Genomic DNA, 14710 nt, shown 5'->3' on the forward strand with positions numbered 1-14710 from the left:
AGAGAGAAGCACGCAAGCATGAAGTTGACCCTGCCCACCTGGCTGACGTTGTTGCGGATCGTGATGATCCCGGTGCTGGTGCTGGTGTTCTACCTGCCCTACACCTGGACCAACTTCGCTTCGGCGGCGATCTTCGGCCTGGCCGCGATCACCGACTGGCTCGATGGCTGGATCGCCCGCCGTTACCAGCTGGAGTCGGCCTTCGGCGCCTTCCTCGATCCGGTCGCGGACAAGCTGATGGTGGCAGTGGCGCTGTTCCTGATCGTGCAGGGCCATCCGACGCCGTGGATGGCATTCTGGGCGGCGGTCATCGTCGGCCGCGAGATTGCAGTATCGGCGCTGCGCGAGTGGATGGCCGAGCTGGGCCAGCGCGCCAAGGTGCGCGTGGCGATGATCGGCAAGATCAAGACCACCGCGCAGATGGTCGCGCTGCTGTGCCTGCTGTATTCGGTGGCCCCCAACGTGCCGGTGGAAGACATCTGGATGGGCTGGCCGGTGTTCCATATCGGCGACTGGACCCTGGCGATTGCCGCGGTGCTGACCCTGTGGTCGGGCCTGCAGTACCTGCATGCCGCCTGGCCGAGCCTGCGCGAAGACGAGCGCGCCGCACGCGAGCGCTCGCGGCAGAAGAAGCTGGGCAACTGACCCCATCGATGCGCGTATTCACGCATGGCGCGGATACGCGACGCCGGGCACCTCGCAGACCCTGAAAAAAGCGCTTGACGGCATCCTTGGAATAGGTAAAATTTCGCCTCCCAAGCGGGAATAGCTCAGTTGGTAGAGCGCAACCTTGCCAAGGTTGAGGTCGCGAGTTCGAGTCTCGTTTCCCGCTCCAGATTCAAGAAAAACGCTCCCGCAAGGGGGCGTTTTTCGTTATGCGCGGCGGTACCCGCGCAGATCAATCATTGTCCTGCGCCGTCGCGCGCCAACGCATGCCGGTGATGCGCGCTTCCTCGCGTGCCACCTGGCGGTCCGCGAACCACTCCTGCACATCACCGGCGAAACTCGCCGGGCGTCCCTTGCCCTGCACGCCCTCGGCAATCGAGGCCAGGTTGGAACGTGCCAGTTCTTCGCGCATGGCCTTCTGCGCATTGATCATCACCGCGTGGATGCCGCACATACCGCGGTTGGCCCAGCGGGTGGGGCACCATCAAACAGCGCGCAGCGCCCACAGGGAGCTGGGTGTGTCCTGGCGTCTGGGCTCGGGCGTCGCTCGCGGGGATGCGGAGGGCGTGACGTTGGAAAACGGAGAACGCATCGACGCCGCCACCGTTGTCTGGAAGGCCGGTGCACGTGCCAGTGCGTTGACTGCTTAGATTCCTGGCTAGCACGATGCGGTGGGTCGCCTGCATGTGGATCGCACTCTCAAGGCGAAGAGTGTCGACGCGGTGTTCGCCACCGGCGACTGCGCGCATGCCGCCACCGATGACGAGGGCAACGTGGCGATGATGTCCTGCCAGCACGCGATGAACCTGGGGCGCTCCACCGGACACAACGCCGCGGCTGACCTGATCGGGGAAGCGATGATTCCGTATGCGCAGCCCAAGTACGTGACCTGCCTGGACCTGCGGCCGTGGGGTGCTGTCTACACCGAGGGCTGGGATCGCCAGGTAACGCTGTCCGGCGCTGAAGCCAAGGCGCTCAGGACCCGGATCAACACCGAATGGATCTATCCGCCCACGGGTGAGCGTGCGGAGATCCTGGCGTCTGCAGATCCGCTGCGGATTGTGGTGGCCTGACGGCGCAAAGCAGTCCTGCAAGCAACGTTCTCGAACGGGGGCGTTGCTTCTGCCCGATAGTGGACGCTGCGATCTCTCTCCACCTGGGATCTCGACATGGTCATCGTTGGTGTCAGCTTTGCGGACGGCACCTACCTGTTGGTCGTCGCACGAAACGGTTGTGGCTGGATGCAAGGCGGACGTCGGTGGCGAGTGAACAACGCAGGCAACTTTGAATGAATTGATCGTAGTGCTCGACAGCTGCGCAGAATGTCGCAAATGGTCAGCTGACATGACAGAGACCTCGGCGTTGTGCGATATCCAGAGCATCGGTAGCGCTTTCGCAAGCGACCTCTCTCTCACAGTGAGTTCAGCCGGGCTTGCCCCTTGGTACAGTTGCCATTGCTGACGTGATGGGCCAGGAAGAACCAAGAAAGTACGAGTTGATGGAGAAGCTGTGTTGGTGGGCCCCTTGCGCTCAGCTGCTTTTCCATCTGCATATTGACTGCACGGCGCAATGCTCATCGCTCAATGGACGGGCGTTGGAATGCCAGCTTCATTGATATGAATGGACGCCGAAACCTTCTATTCATCTACATCCGGAGTTTCATGATGATTCGACCGCTGGTTGCCGTCGGGATGCTCGTTTTTTCCGTCAATGCGCATGCGACTCCTCTGGGGTATGACAAGCAAGCCGAAGTTTCCCTTATTGATGGGCGGCCTGCGATCTGCCTTCCGAAAAAGGCCCGATCACCTTTCCCCATAGGCTGGGCAACGTTGTCTGAAGCCAGTGATCAGAACGATGGGGTCTGGAGCATTGAACTGAAGGATGGTGCTGCACCATTGATGCTGAAACCCGGTGACTGCTTCTCATATGGGCGTGTGCCCAGCTCATACGCTGTCGAACCCTTGAGAGGAAAGGAGAGAGTGTTGGAGCTGCGGCCAGGCTTGGCGTACGTGTTCAGGCTGAATTCTTCTGTGCACTCAGCAGAGGCCTATTCGGTGTTGTTCTGCACTGGCCGGAAGCAGACGGAAGGTCGCGAAATTGAATCCATCAAGAAGGTAGACGACAGGACGAGGCAGTCCTCATGCTGATTCATAAGGTCGGAGTCTGATGCGGCGGTCCTTTCGTAGCGCGCGGTGCTTCGTTGGCTGCGATGCATGGTGCGTGGATCAGTAGCGCTCCCTGACAATCCTTGTCATTTCTGATAGAGAGGAGCTTCCATCGGGTCCAGCGTAACGTGTAGGCGAACGCTCACTTCTTTAAGATTCTTACGATCGAGATTGACCTCTTTTCTCCCGTCGCAGATCAGTAACTTCCTCAACTCTTCCTTGGAAGAGCTGCTTCGATGAACGAGTTGCTTGCAGTGCTGGGTGAGTCGAAGCTCCTTGATCCCCGCATTCAGAGAAGTAGCGTCTTCGGTTGCATCTCGGACATGTAGATGGAAGCGGTACTCCCCTGAATTGATTGCGCTCTTTCTAGGTTCGTTCTGGAGTGTTAGTCCGACCGTTTCCAGTGGCAGTTTGCAAGCTCCGATGGAGTAATGCACGGGGATGTCTACACGTGATGGCTTGGATTCATCCGGGCTGGATAGATGAAATGCCTTTGTGACAGATCTCGGGCCGGGGATGTTGCTCACAAAGGAGGTTACTCCGCTGCAGTTCAGATCTTTCGCATCTCGTGGTGCATAGTGTGCGACAAGAGTCATGTGCAGCTGTGCCGGCAGTTGGGCTGTCAAGTTGAATGTTCTCGAAGATGCGCGCGTGGTCGTGGAAAGTGCAATTTCCTTGCTGATGACAGCCGCCGTCCGGCATCCCGATGTGATTAATGCCATCGAAACCAATAGCAGTGAAAGGGTGGTGCGGCCGGTTGCCAAGATGAGAGGTCCTGTCGAGGCCCAATGGGTTGTGCGAAGTGACATTCGATAGTGCTGCCAGAGCGATGGAATCGCGACATTTCGTTATAGATGCTCGAAGTAGGATCAAACATGCAACTAGTTGCAGAATATGCTGAATAGGTAAGAATGAATGCATCAGGAGAGTAAGTTGCGTTTCCTGATGAGGTGATGCGCAAAGAGTCGAAGCAGAAAAGCGATCCCGAAACTGAAGACGTTTTCCCGTTGGCAAATTGCATGCTTCATCCCCACTTCACCCACACTCCATCGCCCCTCCAACCGCGCTAGCGAAGCTGCATCTCCGATTCTCCACGGCGATGCCGAAATGCCTCACACTTCCCCCGCCTACGACCACGACGTCGTCATCGTCGGCGCCAGTTTCGCCGGTGCCGCCTGCGCACTGGCTGCCGCCCAGTACGGTCTGCGCGTCTGCGTGCTGGAACGCAAGGCCGACCCCGGCGAGCGCCTGCACACCACCGGCATCGTGGTGAAAGAGGCGATGGAGCAGACCTGGCTGGGGCGCATGCCCGAGCACCTCGTGCAACGCGTCGCAAACGTGCGCCTGTATGCGCCGAACCTGCGCAGCGTGTTGCTGGCCGCGCCGGGCTATTACTTCCTCACCACCGATACGCCGAACGTGATGCGTTGGCTGGCCAGCGAACTGCGCGCGAACGGTGTCGACCTGCGCCTGCAGCAGTCCTTCACCGACGCTCGTCGCTGTGGTGACGGCTGGCAGGTGGAAGGGGCAGGGCGCTGCGCCTATCTGGTCGGTGCTGATGGCGCACGCTCACGCGTGGCCCAGCGCACCGGCCTTGGCCAGGTGCGCGACACCCTCTACGGCGTCGAGCGCGAGTTCGCCGGCCTGCAGGTGGCGCAGGGCAATGCGCTGCATTGCTTTGTCAGCAAGCGCTACGCGCCGGGTTATATCGGCTGGGTCGCGCAGAATCCGACCGGCCTGCAGGTCGGATTGGCGCTGCGTCATGACCCGCAACAGGTACGGCCGCCGGATATCGACGGCTTCCTCGACCACGTGCGCGATGGGGTCGGCATTCCGCCTTCGGCGCGTCCCTCGGGCACTCGCGCAGGGCTGGTGCCCTGCGGCCGGCCGGATGGGCCGATCACCGGCCAGCGCGTGATCCTGACCGGCGACGCGGCGGGCATCGTCTCGCCGCTGTCCGCCGGGGGCATCCACTCTTCGTGGCGGCACGGCTGGGCGGTCGGTGAGGCGATTGCCCGCCATCTGCGTGGCAAGGGCCAGAAGCGGAACGGGTGGCGCGTCAGGTCGCCCCGGCGTTCCATGGCAAGCGCGTGCTGCGCTGGGCGATGGATCATCTGCAGGCCGATTGGCCGCTCGATGTACTGCTGCATACAGCGGTCATGCGCCGCATTGCCGAACAGGTCTACTTCCATCGCCGCGGGCTGCGCACGTGAAGGGAGCAGGCAGGGGCGCCTGAACGCCACCCCCTCACTTCTCGTGAAAATTCCTGTTGACGCCGTGCAGCAATCCCGACACAATAGCGCTCCTTCGACGCAGGTCGAACGAAATCTGCGGGAATAGCTCAGTTGGTAGAGCGCAACCTTGCCAAGGTTGAGGTCGCGAGTTCGAGTCTCGTTTCCCGCTCCAGATTCAAGAAGAACGCTCCCGAAAGGGGGCGTTTGTCGTTTGTCGGGCCGGATGCGCCCATGGGTCGCCAGCAAGCGTTCGAGGCCGGTGGAGCGGTCAGCGCGACCACGATGCACCGACAGCCACCGCCGTGATCGAAGCGATTGGCTGCCAGCGGCGAGGATGTTCACGCGTGCGGCACGTCGAGCCGGGGAGACGTCGCAATGTGCAATGCGCCGTGAAAAGCATCCAGTGTTCTGTACCGGGAACGCGTTGAAAGCGCAGTGAAAGACTGGGGCAGCGCTGCCTGAACCGCACGCGTGTGGTGACCGTTTTCGGACCAATTCTCCATGTTCGCTCCACAATCGCACGGTAGCCTTCATGCTCCTTCTACACGTTGGCGGGCTGGTGGTCAGGCGTATCACTTCAGTGGCAGTGCCCAGGACCGGGCGCGGACTCTCCCTGCAGGCAGTGCTGCGCCCGGGCGCGCTGCTGACCAGCCTGGCGCTTGCAGGTTGCATGTCGGTGCCGGCTCCGGACCTGCCTGATCGCACACCCAGCACCTGGACCCAGGTGCCGCAGGGCCAGGGCGTAGCGGTGGATGCCAGGCAGTGGTGGAAGGTGCTGGCCGACCCGGCGCTGGACGGCCTGGTCGACCAGGCCATCGCCGGCAACCTTGATCTGCAGCAGGCCACGTTGCGCCTGCAGGCGGTGCGCATCGTCGCCGGCGCCTCCAACGCGCGCTTCCTGCCGGAAATCACCGCCAGCGCCAAGCAGGTACAGGACGCTGCCGCTGTCGACACCTACTTCCATGCCGGCATCGAAGCGATCTGGGACCTGGGCCTGTTCGGTGCCGCCGAGAGCGCGCAGTTGAGCGCTCAGGCCTCGGCCGGCAACGCCATGGCCCTGCGCAATGCAGCGCAGGTGGCGGTGATCGCCGATGTGGTACGCAGCTATCTCGACCTGACCGTGGCGCAGGCCCAGCAGGATCTGCTGGTCCGACAGCAGGCCGTGGACGAGCGCGGCGAACAGCTGGCGCTGGTCCGTCAGCGGCTGCGTCTGGATGAGCCGGGCGAGCTGGAACGGCTGCGCGCGCGGCAGGCGGCCACCCGTGCGGCCATCGCGCAGGCGCGGGAAAACGCCGACAACGCCGCCCGTGCGCTGGCATTGCTGCTGGGCCGCGAGCGTCCGGATCCGGCCTGGCACGCCTACCGCACCCCGCCGACGCTGGGTGCGTTCACGCTGCAGCAGGTCCCGGCTGACCTGCTGCGACATCGACCGCAGATCCTGCTGGCCGAATCGGAAGTGATGCAGGCCGCCGCCAGCAAGGGCGCGGCGCGCGCTGCGATGTATCCGCGGATCAGCCTGGGTGGCTCGATCCTGTACGCCTACAACCTCACCCAGAACGCCCGTTCCAATTCCGACTCCAGTCCGTCGATCGGCCCGTACATCGATATTCCGCTGTGGGACTGGGGGCAGCGCCGAGCGCGCTTCCATGCCGATGAGAAGCAATTGGACGCCGCCTTGCTGGGCTACCGCAAGGCGGTGCTGGAAGGCGTGAGCGAAGTGGAAGCTGCACTGGGCAGCCTGGCGCGGCAGGACAGCAGCATCCAGTCGCTGCGCGCGGCCAACGATGCCGCCGGGCAGCAGGTCAAGCGCCAGGCGCGGCAGGTGCAGCTGGGCCTGTCCAGCGAGTTCGATGGGCTGGATACGCAGCGTGCCGCATTGGCGTCGCAGGCCGACCTGATCGGTGCTCAGGGGGCGCGCGTGCTGGCCTTCGCGTCGCTGTACCGCGCCCTCGGCGGTGCACCGCTGCCGGTCGAGGCTGAGGGCGAACAGCAATGATCGCGCTGGCCCGCAAGACCCTTGCCTATGAGTGGCGCCGGTTCCTGCCGGTGGTGCTGGCGATGTGTTTCGCCGGTGTGCTGTTGATCGTGCAGGCTGCACTGGTGCTGGGCATCTTCGGTACCGCTGCGATCTACGTGAAAGCGTCCTCGGCTGATATCTGGGCCGGTTTCCCCGGCACCCAGAGTGTCAATTACGGCCATGCGATCAGCGCGGATGTGGAAAGCCATCTGCGCATGGACCCGGATGTCACCCGCGTCGAGCCCTACGAGTGGGTCGATGGCGAATGGCGGTCCGGCGCCCAGGGCACCGGCAATGTGTCGGTGTACCTGTCCGGCATCTCCACCCGGGACGACGCGATGATGTTCGCGCGCATCCTGCCTGCCGACCTGCGCGCACAGCTGCGCGAGCCGGGTGCGGTGATCGTCGACAGCGCCGATCTGGATACGCTGGGCGTGGACCTGCAGAACAACCGTGCCTGGATCAACGGCAAGGCGGTGCGCGTGGTCGCTGCACAACCCGGCCTGCGTGGCCTCGGTGGCGTCAACGTGCTGGCCTCGCTGGATACCGCGCGCGCCATCGCCGGTACCGATCCGCATGAGGGCAGCACCTATTTCGTGGCGGGCCTGCGCTCGCCGGACCTGGCCGACCGCGTGCGTGATCGCCTGGCCGCGTCGATGGGCCAGGCCACACCGGTCGAGTTCTGGACCGCGCCGGCGTTCGCCAGCCGTTCGCAGCAGTATTGGCTGTTCGATACCGGCGCAGGTATCGCCGTGTTGTTCATGGCCGTCATCGTCTGCTTCGTCGGTGCGGTGATCACCAACCAGTCGTTCGCCTCGGTGGTGGCCGGCTCGGTACGCGAGTACGCCACGCTCAATGCACTCGGTGCAGGCCGCTATGCGCTGGCACGGGTGGTGTTCGAGCAGGCATTGCTGATCGGTGGCGTGGGCATGCTGCTGGCGGCGGCGTTCAGCACGGTGGTGCTGTTGATCGCGCAGACCCAGCGCGTACCGGTGCAGCTGACGCCGATGGTGATCCTGGGCTGCGTGGCGCTGGTCGCGGTGATGGCCATGCTGTCGAGCATCATGGCGGTGCGCAGTGTGGTCCGCTCCGATCCATCGTTGCTGCTGCGTTGAGGACCGGCCGATGACTTCCACACGCGCCATCGCCCCGACCCTGCAGGCCGAAGCACTGGAAAAAGGCTTCATGTCCGGTGATGTGCAGGTGCCGGTGCTGCGTGGCCTGTCGCTGGACATCTATCCCGGCGAGCTGACCCTGGTATCCGGCCCGTCCGGCTGCGGCAAGAGCACGCTGCTGTCGCTGCTGTCCGGCCTGTCCGCGCCCGATGGCGGTCGCGTGCACGCGCTGGGCCAGGACGTGAGCCACATGACCCGCAGTGAAGTGGAGCGTTTCCGCCTGCACCATGTCGGCTTCGTGTTCCAGGGCTTCAACCTGTTCCCGGCACTGACTGCGTTGGAGCAGGTACAGCTGCCACTGGGCTACCGCGGCATGCGCAATCGCGAAAGCGAGCCGCTGGCCCGCCAGGCGCTGGAAGAAGTCGGCCTCAGCCACCGCAGCCACATGCGCCCGGCGCAGCTGTCCGGTGGCGAGAAACAGCGCGTGGCGGTTGCCCGCGCGTTTGCCAAGTCGCCAACCTTGATCTTCGCAGACGAACCCACCAGCGCGCTGGATGCCGAGAACGGCCAGCGCGTGATCGACATCCTGCATCGCTACGCACGTGCGCATGGTGCCACCGTGCTGTGCGTGAGCCACGATCCGCGCCTGATCCGGCATGCCGATCGGGTGATCGCAATGGAAGACGGCATGGTCCGTGATGACCGCCGCCAGAACGAAACCGTAGAGTCCGCCCCATGACCAAGACGTCGCATCTGCTTCCCCTCAGCCTGGCCCTGTCCGCGGCACTGCTGCTCGGCGCCTGTTCCAGGGAAGCGCCCACCGCTGCATCGGCCCCCTCAGGCAAGGAGGGTACTGCCGCCGCCGGCAAGGTCGCCGTGGCGCGGGGCATCATTGACGTCGAAGGTGGCCTGATCGCGCTGGCACCGCCGATGGATGGCTCGATCATCGCCGCACCGGTGAAGGAAGGCGCCACGGTGAAGAAGGGGCAGCTGTTGTTGTCGCTGGATGGTGCCCTGCTGCAGCAGGAGGTGGCGATGGCCAGCGCCGATCTGGCCTTGGCCAATGACCGCCTGAAGGGCAGCCAGGCGCAGCTGCGCGAACTGGAGCGCAACGCCACTCGCCTGTCCACGGGCGCCAGCGAAGGCGTGTCCTCGAACCAGCAGGCCGATGCAGCCAAACAGCAGCTGGCCGGCGTGCGCGCCGATGTCGACGTGGCCGGTGCGCAGGTTGACATGGCGCAGCACAAGCTGGAGCACGCGAAGCTGAAACTGCAGCAGATGTCGTTGAGCGCGCCGGAAGCCGGCACCGTGGTCGGCCAGGTGCCGGGCGTCGGTGCCTTCGTGCAGGCGGGCAAGCCGGCGATCTCGTTGCTGCCGGCGCGCCCGCTGCAGGTGCGCGCCGAACTGAGCGCCGCCTACGCCGATGCGGTGCAGGTAGGCATGAAAGCGGCGGTGGTACCGGACAGTGATGGTGCCGAGAACACCGGCACGCTGCCGACCGCACGCGTGGTACGCATCAGCCCTGTGTTCGCGCAGGCACGCCTGCCTGAAGATGCAGTGCGTGGCGTGGCCAAGGTGGTCGAGTGTGTGCTGGAGTTCGATGGCGAGGCCAAGGCGCGCTTCGGCCAGCATGTGCGGGTAGAGTTCCGGAAGTAGGTCCGGTCAGCCGTTGAGCCAGCGGCGTAGGCGCGGGCAGGCGTAGGCCGCGACCACGACCAGTAGTGCCACAAGAAGAAAGGCGGCAACGGCGAGCACCCAGTTCAAATGCACATCGCGCACGGGTGATTGGTGCCTGGCGGTCACGCCCCAAAGTACTGTCCAGCCCAGCCAGGGAAAGGCACAGACAAACATCCGCAGCCACAGGCGGTGAAACCGCCATGGCTGCACGATCAGGCCCAGGACAACAATCTCCACCAGAATGATCAGCGCGAAGGTGAAGACTGAATCTGTGGGGTAAGGCAGTGTCCCGGGCGCGATGTGACACAGTTGCCAGTAGTCTGGCTTGAAGCCGGCATGGATGAGTGCGAAGGCCAGCAGCAGCCATATAACGGATGCGGATAGCTAGAAGGCCTGGACTGCCGTCGGTTTCTGAAAGAACTCTGGCATCTACTCGGGCAGGTATCCCTGCTGCTTCCAGAAGTTCACCGCGAACGCATGATCTTTTGCGAAGTAGGGTGTTCTTCCTTTCAGTAGGCCTGAATTTGTGCCGTGCATTTCCCTTGCGCCACGCTTGAAAAGTTGTAGTGCGTCGGCCAGCGCCTCCCCTCCGACAGGATCTATCTGAACCGGTGAGTCTTCAGTGCGCAGGTCTGCCTTGTAACGAATGTGAACGCGCTCCCGTCCATCCATGCAGGTCTCAACGTAGTAGTAGTAGCTTTCGGTGACGCTGCTACCGTCGGTCTGTTGAAGTTCCCGTGAAAGTCGGAGCATGGGCCCCTCGCCGCCGGGCCCGCGTTTCTCTTGGCGAAACGCCGCATGACAGTGACCCACCCACAATCCGCAACGGTCACCATCGCCATAGTCGTCGTATGGCTGACAGATCGGAAGCGCCAGTAGACCGCGTATCTCGGCCGCTGAAATTGTCTCCGCAGTCCTTTTTCGGTTCGATGCGCCTTCCTCAAGAAATCGCCACCCGCCGAGGATGAGTGCGATGAAGGGTGGCTGGATGTCATGTGACTCAACCTCGTCCCATTCGCGCTGATCCTGTCCAGCATCGCTGCAGATGTACTTCAGTAGGATCCAGCCAGATCCAGCACATCCTATGTAAGAGGCCGTGGTGCTGGCGGTTGCATCGGTGCGCCACATTACGAGGCGTGCAGCGATGTTCTTCGAAGGATCTTCCATCTGCACGGTGTATACGCGGGCGTCGGCGTCGGCGTCGGCGGTGCCAGCACTTGCTAGAAGTGAGATGCCGCTGCGGTGGAATTCATAGGTCCGGGTATCCATGGGAAGCATGTCTTCTCCACAAATGCGTAGCAGGCTTTCTGCACTGACAGTGGCGTCGCTAAACAGGTTCATTGTGCATAGCATCGGGTCTCGCGCTGACAGACCCTCCGCACGGATGACGCTCTTCCCGGCAGTGAGCCTTTGCAGCATGGCTCCCGCGTCCAATGACCAGAAGCTGTCCGGACCCTCGGATTCGCGTAACAGACAATCGGGTTCGATGATCTGCTCAATTCCGTCGTCAATGATGGCTTCGTCGTCCATCCTGCGAATGCAGTGAACCGAGCCATCGAATTGCATGGAGTAGTCGGTCTGAATGAGAAGCGCTGCCTGGGTGTTCCCGACCACGTGCAGTTCCCCGTGGTTGTAGTCGCCCCAGAACAGCTCGCGGACCAGTAGGTTGCCGCCTACGCGGATTTCCTGTCCGCCGACGATGGCATTGGTTGTCGTCAGGTCGCCCGAGACAAGCAATCCGCATGCGCCGTCGGTTTCAAGGCTGTGAACATGGCGTGCTATCTCTGCATTGCCGCGAACCAAGATGAAACGGATGTACGCACCAAGATCTTCTTCCCGCCACGGGGCCAGCGGGTCGTCCAGGTCCAGCGTGTCGAGCTTGAGGTCGCCATCAACCAAGAGAACCAACTCATCGGGATCGCCCCAGACGTAGTGCTCTGGTGCGTATGTTGAGTCCTGCGGTACCTCATCCTTGATGTCGGCGTATCGGACGACCTGAAAGGGGCAGGCTGCGGAAAGTCGCGTGGCAAGTTCCAAGGGCGTAATCGGGCGGTCTCCAGCCATTGCTGGCAACGCTGCGTCAAGCGGATCCGCGTCGTCGGGGAGCTGTGATGCCCGCTGGCTCGACTGCTGCATGATTTATCCCGGTTTGGCAGAGGCATATGCAGAGCAGCGGCAGTGAAAGTATTGCCGGCGCTGTGGGCCTCGGGTCAGGTACTGTCCTTCGCCGGTCCGCTGCGGGTCCATGCAACTATTCTGAAATGCGTAGGCCATCTCTGCGCGTCTTCTCCCTGCGGCAGCCATGCGGTGAGCTTATGAACGCCCGCCATGCGCTCACCGCCGACACCCCGCACAGCGCCAGCAGCAATCCCACGTCCAGCAGCAGCAACCACAGCAGGTGCATGCCTTGTACCGGCGGCTGGTGCATCGCCGACAGCATCCACGGCACCGACCACAGCACCAGCAGGGCGAAGGCGATCAGCAGGCGCAGCCACAGGCGTTTCAGTTTCCAAGGCCGCACGATCAACGCGGCCACCACCAGCTCAACCGTTCCCAGCAGCGCGAACAGGATGACGGTGCTGGTCGGGTAGGGCAGCTCAGCGCCTTCCAGGTGGTGCAGCAGCCAGTAGTCCGGGGTGAAACCGGCATTGACCAGCGCGGCGATCAGCGCCAGCCAGGTCAGCGCGACCAGCAACCAGAACAGGCGGACGTAGCGTCTCGGCATCGGCGGTGTCCGTGCTTGGGCGGGGCAGCGTACCCCAGCGCGGACGCCCGTGACCGCATGATGTGAAGACTGTTGACGGCGTGAAGGAATTTGGACACAATGGCGCTCCTTCGACGCAGGTCGAACGGAATCTGCGGGAATAGCTCAGTTGGTAGAGCGCAACCTTGCCAAGGTTGAGGTCGCGAGTTCGAGTCTCGTTTCCCGCTCCAGATTCTACAGGGCCCCGGTAGGGGCCTTGTTTTTCTCCCGCCACGGCAAGGCGGGGCACGTTGGGCCACAAGGCTTTACGCGCAGTCAGAAAGGTGAAATCGCTGGTGTGTTTTCCGGATTTCCGGTAGCATGTCGGCTTACGCGGGAATAGCTCAGTTGGTAGAGCGCAACCTTGCCAAGGTTGAGGTCGCGAGTTCGAGTCTCGTTTCCCGCTCCATGTTCCGACAGGCCCCATCTTGGGGTTTTGTCTTGTCAGGGCTGCGTTCCTGGCGTGAAGTACGTTGGCCTCATGGCAGAGTGGCTATGCACCGGATTGCAAATCCGTTTACAGCGGTTCGATTCCGCTTGAGGCCTCCAATTGAAAAGCCCTGACTCCGGTCAGGGCTTTTTTGTTTGGCTGCAATCGATTCCCCGCTCGCGCGATCGCCACCCGACCTGGCGGTCAGTCATGTCAGATGCGGTGGCGCTACACTGGTCTGATGAACCAGATTGATCACTTCCGCGGGGCTTTGCTCGGCCTCGCGTGCGGCGATGCCGTCGGTACCACGCTGGAATTCAAGCCCCGTGGCAGCTTCACCCCGATTACCGATATGGTGGGTGGTGGGCCGTTCCACCTGCAGCCGGGGCAATGGACTGACGATACCTCCATGGCGATGTGCCTGGCCGAGAGCCTGGCGCGCTGCGACACCTTCGACCCGCGCGATCAGATGAACCGCTACGCCAACTGGTACCGGCACGGTTACTGGAGTGCGACCGGCGAGTGCTTCGATATCGGTATGGCAACGCGAGCTGCGGTCGACCGGTTCCTGCAGGACGGCCATCCGCTGGCGGGGAGTAACGACCCACGCAGCGCTGGCAATGGCTCGATCATGCGTTTGGCGCCGGTAGCATTGCGCTACGCCGGGACTCCCGATCTGCAGGCCATGGCCGAGCTGAGTTCGCGGACGACGCACGCTGCGCAGGAGTGCCTGGAGGCGTGCCGCTTGCTGGCGGTCGCGCTGGAGCGGGCGTTGGCAGGTGGCACCCGTGACGGGGTGCTGGATCTCAGCAATGTCCCCGTCGAGAGCGCGCGGCTGCAGCAGATCGCGGCGGGCGGCTACCGCGGTGCCGCGCGTGAGCAGATCCGTGGCAATGGTTATGTTGTTGACAGTCTGGAAGCAGCACTCTGGTGCTTTGATCGCCACGACACCTTTGAAGCCGTCGTACTCGAGGCGGCCAACCTTGGTGAGGATGCCGACACCACGGCCGCCATCGCCGGGCAGCTGGCGGGCGCATTCCATGGCGCGCGCGGAATCCCCGGGCGGTGGTTGCAGCGGCTGGCCCTGCGTGCCGAAATCCAGGCGCTGGCCGATGCGCTGCACGCCTTGAACCAGGGCAGCGACCGCGCTGCGTGAGTCGGGTTCCCTGCCTGTGAACTGCGCCGGCAGGATGCTCCCTGCTGCCGCCATTTCCGACGCCGCGCTGCTTCACCTGCAGCAGTCCGCCACGTCCCGATCGCCAGTCTCAGCCGGCCACGACATGGAAAGGCGCTATGGTCGAGTTCCACGTCTCAGGGAGCCGCAATGGCGAGCACAGACATCACGCGTCGTTCCAGCCACGGAGCGAAACGGAAATGAGCAAAGTCACGGCAGATGTGCGCTGGTTGACCTTCCGCTTGAAGAACGGGCAATCCATTGGCCCTGATCGGCTGAAGGACGGATGGGTCATCGCCTCGGAAACCGCCCGCTGCGGGGTGCGCCGCGAGCATATTGAAGGGTCGGGCCTGGTGTATGCCCTGTACGCGCCGGCCAACCTGGCCTCACCACGGCGCGCGGAAATGCGCATGCGCGAATTCCTGATGAGCTCGGGCTACACCTTCACGATGGGCACGCTGGGCGGCTGAGCTGCGCGCGGGCCGCGAT

14 protein-coding genes, 5 tRNA genes and 1 pseudogene are annotated in these 14710 nt (G+C 63.2%); 15 read left to right on the forward strand and 5 right to left on the reverse strand.

Features of this window, described 5'->3' with window-relative positions:
- Nucleotides 1–18 precede the first annotated feature (18 nt).
- Together pgsA and ACTXG9_RS06520 are read left to right on the forward strand one after the other, a co-directional pair.
- Nucleotides 19–645 carry a CDP-diacylglycerol--glycerol-3-phosphate 3-phosphatidyltransferase gene (gene pgsA / locus ACTXG9_RS06515; RefSeq protein ID WP_021203601.1) on the forward strand — a complete coding sequence of 209 codons (627 nt, stop codon included), beginning with the start codon at nt 19–21 and terminating at the stop codon, nt 643–645.
- 114 nt (nt 646–759) lie between these two features.
- Nucleotides 760–835, forward strand: a tRNA-Gly gene (locus tag ACTXG9_RS06520).
- A 63-nt stretch (nt 836–898) separates the two neighbouring features.
- Here the strand turns inward: ACTXG9_RS06520 and ACTXG9_RS06525 are convergent.
- Nucleotides 899–1120, reverse strand: coding sequence for a helix-turn-helix domain-containing protein (locus ACTXG9_RS06525; protein WP_021203602.1), 222 nt, complete (start codon nt 1118–1120; stop codon nt 899–901).
- Between the two features lie 232 nt (nt 1121–1352).
- Here ACTXG9_RS06525 and ACTXG9_RS06530 point away from each other — a divergent pair, with 232 nt between their 5' ends.
- Complete coding sequence (locus tag ACTXG9_RS06530) at nt 1353–1739, forward strand: NAD(P)/FAD-dependent oxidoreductase (RefSeq protein WP_207050033.1); 387 nt, start codon at nt 1353–1355, stop codon at nt 1737–1739.
- A 591-nt stretch (nt 1740–2330) separates the two neighbouring features.
- Nucleotides 2331–2813, forward strand: a complete 483-nt coding sequence (locus ACTXG9_RS06535; protein WP_146205507.1) for a hypothetical protein — start codon at nt 2331–2333, stop codon at nt 2811–2813.
- 104 nt (nt 2814–2917) lie between these two features.
- On the opposite strand, the gene ACTXG9_RS06540 is transcribed toward ACTXG9_RS06535, so the two are convergent.
- Entirely contained in the window at nt 2918–3595 is a 678-nt protein-coding gene (locus ACTXG9_RS06540; RefSeq protein WP_146256782.1) for a hypothetical protein, read from the reverse strand.
- A 343-nt stretch (nt 3596–3938) separates the two neighbouring features.
- Between ACTXG9_RS06540 and ACTXG9_RS06545 the strand changes: the two are divergent.
- From ACTXG9_RS06545 to ACTXG9_RS06570, 6 genes and pseudogenes are all read left to right on the forward strand, one after another.
- Nucleotides 3939–5044, forward strand: a pseudogene (locus ACTXG9_RS06545) (NAD(P)/FAD-dependent oxidoreductase).
- 117 nt (nt 5045–5161) lie between these two features.
- Nucleotides 5162–5237, forward strand: a tRNA-Gly gene (locus tag ACTXG9_RS06550).
- 360 nt (nt 5238–5597) lie between these two features.
- A complete protein-coding gene (locus tag ACTXG9_RS06555) occupies nt 5598–7061 on the forward strand; it encodes an efflux transporter outer membrane subunit (protein ID WP_111097910.1) in 1464 nt (487 codons plus the stop codon).
- Nucleotides 7058–8197, forward strand: a complete 1140-nt coding sequence (locus ACTXG9_RS06560; RefSeq protein ID WP_111097911.1) for an ABC transporter permease — start codon at nt 7058–7060, stop codon at nt 8195–8197. The genes ACTXG9_RS06555 and ACTXG9_RS06560 overlap by 4 nt, the downstream gene beginning before the upstream one ends.
- Before the next feature lie 10 nt (nt 8198–8207).
- Nucleotides 8208–8936 carry an ABC transporter ATP-binding protein gene (locus ACTXG9_RS06565; protein WP_456115427.1) on the forward strand — a complete coding sequence of 243 codons (729 nt, stop codon included), beginning with the start codon at nt 8208–8210 and terminating at the stop codon, nt 8934–8936.
- Nucleotides 8933–9853 carry an HlyD family secretion protein gene (locus tag ACTXG9_RS06570; RefSeq protein ID WP_456115428.1) on the forward strand — a complete coding sequence of 307 codons (921 nt, stop codon included), beginning with the start codon at nt 8933–8935 and terminating at the stop codon, nt 9851–9853. The genes ACTXG9_RS06565 and ACTXG9_RS06570 overlap by 4 nt, the downstream gene beginning before the upstream one ends.
- A gap of 6 nt (nt 9854–9859) precedes the next feature.
- On the opposite strand, the gene ACTXG9_RS06575 is transcribed toward ACTXG9_RS06570, so the two are convergent.
- The 3 genes from ACTXG9_RS06575 to ACTXG9_RS06585 all read right to left on the reverse strand — a co-directional run bounded on the left by ACTXG9_RS06575 (nt 9860) and on the right by ACTXG9_RS06585 (nt 12599).
- Nucleotides 9860–10111 carry a hypothetical protein gene (locus ACTXG9_RS06575; RefSeq protein WP_111102021.1) on the reverse strand — a complete coding sequence of 84 codons (252 nt, stop codon included), beginning with the start codon at nt 10109–10111 and terminating at the stop codon, nt 9860–9862.
- A 192-nt stretch (nt 10112–10303) separates the two neighbouring features.
- Nucleotides 10304–12010 (reverse strand): hypothetical protein, encoded by a 1707-nt coding sequence (locus ACTXG9_RS06580; RefSeq protein WP_329859119.1) that lies wholly within the window; start codon nt 12008–12010, stop codon nt 10304–10306.
- A 115-nt stretch (nt 12011–12125) separates the two neighbouring features.
- Nucleotides 12126–12599 carry a hypothetical protein gene (locus ACTXG9_RS06585; RefSeq protein ID WP_111102019.1) on the reverse strand — a complete coding sequence of 158 codons (474 nt, stop codon included), beginning with the start codon at nt 12597–12599 and terminating at the stop codon, nt 12126–12128.
- Nucleotides 12600–12732: 133 nt separating this feature from the next.
- On the opposite strand from ACTXG9_RS06585, the gene ACTXG9_RS06590 reads away from it, so the two are divergent.
- The 5 genes from ACTXG9_RS06590 (at nt 12733) to ACTXG9_RS06610 (ending at nt 14691) form a co-directional block, all read left to right on the forward strand.
- Nucleotides 12733–12808 (forward strand) — tRNA-Gly (locus tag ACTXG9_RS06590).
- 142 nt (nt 12809–12950) lie between these two features.
- A tRNA-Gly gene (locus tag ACTXG9_RS06595) sits at nt 12951–13026 on the forward strand.
- Nucleotides 13027–13092: 66 nt separating this feature from the next.
- Nucleotides 13093–13166, forward strand: a tRNA-Cys gene (locus tag ACTXG9_RS06600).
- Nucleotides 13167–13288: 122 nt separating this feature from the next.
- On the forward strand, nt 13289–14203 hold the full coding sequence (locus ACTXG9_RS06605) for an ADP-ribosylglycohydrolase family protein (RefSeq protein WP_111097915.1): 915 nt from the start codon (nt 13289–13291) through the stop codon (nt 14201–14203).
- Nucleotides 14204–14421: 218 nt separating this feature from the next.
- Nucleotides 14422–14691 (forward strand): hypothetical protein, encoded by a 270-nt coding sequence (locus ACTXG9_RS06610; protein ID WP_005415995.1) that lies wholly within the window; start codon nt 14422–14424, stop codon nt 14689–14691.
- Nucleotides 14692–14710: the final 19 nt, after the last annotated feature.

This window comes from Stenotrophomonas maltophilia group sp. LNF247 (assembly GCF_054083135.1).